Annotated in this window: 1 protein-coding gene and 1 pseudogene; one reads left to right on the top strand and one right to left on the bottom strand. The window is 38.6% G+C overall.

Annotated features, from left to right (window positions below; translation table 11 throughout):
• Positions 1-285: pseudogene (locus CCU_RS13160) on the bottom strand (AraC family transcriptional regulator); the annotation flags it as partial.
• Positions 286-509: 224 nt separating this feature from the next.
• On the opposite strand from CCU_RS13160, the gene CCU_RS13155 reads away from it, so the two are divergent.
• Positions 510-2,713 (top strand): Ig-like domain-containing protein (locus tag CCU_RS13155; RefSeq protein WP_208896284.1); only part of this gene is annotated, 2,204 nt, incomplete at its 3' end.

The raw sequence follows: 2,713 nt of genomic DNA, 5'->3' as shown, positions 1-2,713 counted from the left end.
ATTGTAAGCAGTTGCCACATCGAGACCACCTTCAATACAGTATCTTGCAACAAGGGCTGTTGTTATGACAAAATGATATCTTATGTTGTTGACCGGCTTTTCAGATAGTAAGCCGAGTCCTTTTTTATCCTTAAGTGGTGAGGCTTTACACAATTCTTTAACCTGTTCTATATCTCCATTTTGTATTATTGAGTAAAATTCAAGTTCAGGGTTATAGGGCGCTCTATTGGTTGAATCTTCGCGTCTTATAAATTCCTGGTAGAATATTTCCTTTGAGTATTTCATATGTGTATAAATCCTTTCCAGTAAATTGTGTCAGGGTAAAAATTTATATGTTATCAAAAGTTTATAAAAGTCTTACTTTACAACTCCTCTATAATATATCATGTAAACTATATAAAAAGCAATAAAACGATATATGGCAAATGTATAAGATGTTATTATCAAAATACTTTATAAAGATGCGACGTCGTAAATATTATTATTTTATTTTTGGAGAGGAGTATTTTATGAGAAGGTTAAAACAGCTTGTGGCTATGATACTTGTAGTTTGTATGTTGATCACTCTGTGTCCATCAGACGTTAGCGCTAGAACATCAAAAGCTGCGGTAAAGTCTGTAACTGTGACAAATCTTGTCACAAATAAACTTGTACTAAAAAAGGGTACAAAGTTTCGGGTGAAACCTAGAGTTGTAGTTACAGGTAAGATCAGCAAAAAAGTAACATATGTATCATCAAATAAGAAGATAGTTACAGTAGATAACAAGGGTGTTGTCAAAGCGGTAAAATCAGGAAAAGCGGTTGTAGCAGTGAAGAGTGCTGCAAACCCAAAGGTAATGTATAGGTTTAATGTTTATGTTGGGGTTCCTACGAAGACTGTTAAATTGTCTGCAAAGGCTGTGAACATGTTTAAAGGAACCAGCAGGACGTTAAAAGCTTCAATTGCTCCAAAGAATGCCACATATAAGAGAATTCAGTGGTCATCATCAGATAAAAGAATAGCAACAGTTTCCTCGAAAGGTGTTGTAAAAGCAGTTAAGGTTGGAAGAGTATATATAACTGCGAAGGCTATGGATGGAAGTGGCAAATATGCAAGATGTAAGATTACAGTAAAACAGCCAGTTACTTCTATCAAGCTTTCAGCGGCAACACTCACTATCACAGAGGGAAGCAGTAAAACTCTTACAGCTACTGTCGCTCCTGCATCGGCAACCAACAAGACGTTAAGTTGGACATCGAGCAATAAAAAGATTGCAACGGTTTCTGCAAAAGGCGTTGTGAAGGCTATAGCACCAGGTACAGCTACAATCACAGCAAAAGCTGCTGACGGTTCAGGAAAGAAAGCAACATGTAAAGTGACTGTAAATAAGAAGGTGACTGTAGAAAATAAATACGAGTCGCAGGGGTATAAACTTTTATGGCATGATGAATTTGACGGAACAGAGCTCAACCGTGATATTTGGAATGTTGAACTCCATGAGCCTGGCTGGGTCAATAATGAGCTTCAGTCATATGTTGATTCTGAAGATAATATAAAAGTCAAGAATGGCACACTTATTATAAGCTCAAAGAAAAAAGTGAATGAGGATGGTTCTATATCATATACATCGGGAAGAGTAAACACACAGAATAAGCAGGATTTCAAGTATGGCAGAGTACAGTTCAGAGCAAAGGTACCTACAGGTAAGGACTATCTTCCTGCAGCATGGATGATGCCTACAAATGAGAGTCTGTATGGACAGTGGCCTAGATGTGGTGAGATAGATGTGATGGAGGTTCTTGGAGACAATACATATACAACCTATGGAACGATTCACTATGGCAATCCGCATTCAGAGTCACAGGGAAAATATACACTTTCAAATGGAAAGTCATTTGCGGACAGCTATCATGTATTTACATGTGACTGGGAGCCTGGAAAAATTACGTGGTATGTAGATGGAGTTAAGATGCATGAGGAAAATGACTGGTATTCTACAACTGCCGGAAAAGGTACAGTTACTTATCCGGCACCGTTTGATCAGCCATTCTATGTAATACTCAACCTTGCAGTTGGCGGCAATTGGCCAGGAAATCCGGATGCAGATGCAGATTATATTAACAGTGAGAGCTTATATGTTGATTATGTGAGAGTATACCAGAAGGAGTCTTATGACGAAAATGTGACAAAGCCAGAGCGTGAAGTTATAATTCGTGATCCGGATGAAAATGGCAATTATGTAATAAATGGTGATTTTAGTGAGACCGAGGATCTGGGAGATGCAGAAAACTGGATTTTTATGGCGCAGAACGGCGGCGAAGGAACAGCGGTCATCGAGAACAATACAATCAACATAAATACAATTGATGCAGGAACGGTTGATTACAGCATACAGTTGGTACAGCCTGATATTCCTGTAGAAAAAGGTGCCACATACAAGCTTTCATTTGATGCGTGGGCGGATGAGGCGAGAACAGGCATAATTGATGTCTCAGCGCCAACCAGATCATGGGGAAGATATCTTAAGGATACAAAATTTGATATGACAACAGAGAAACAGACATTTGAGTATGAGTATACGATGACTGATTCATCTGATGACAAGGGAAGAATAGAATTCAACTTCGGCAATCAGGGAAGCGTGGCTGGTGTACATATTGCAAATGTAAAGCTGGTAAAGACAAATCAGACTGAGATAGTTGACAAGAAGACGATTCTCGCTGATGGAAACCT

This window comes from Coprococcus sp. ART55/1 (assembly GCF_000210595.1).
Classification (GTDB): domain Bacteria; phylum Bacillota; class Clostridia; order Lachnospirales; family Lachnospiraceae; genus Coprococcus; species Coprococcus aceti.
Note: the sequence above shows the minus strand (reverse complement) of the source record. Positions and strands in the feature narration are given on the sequence as shown.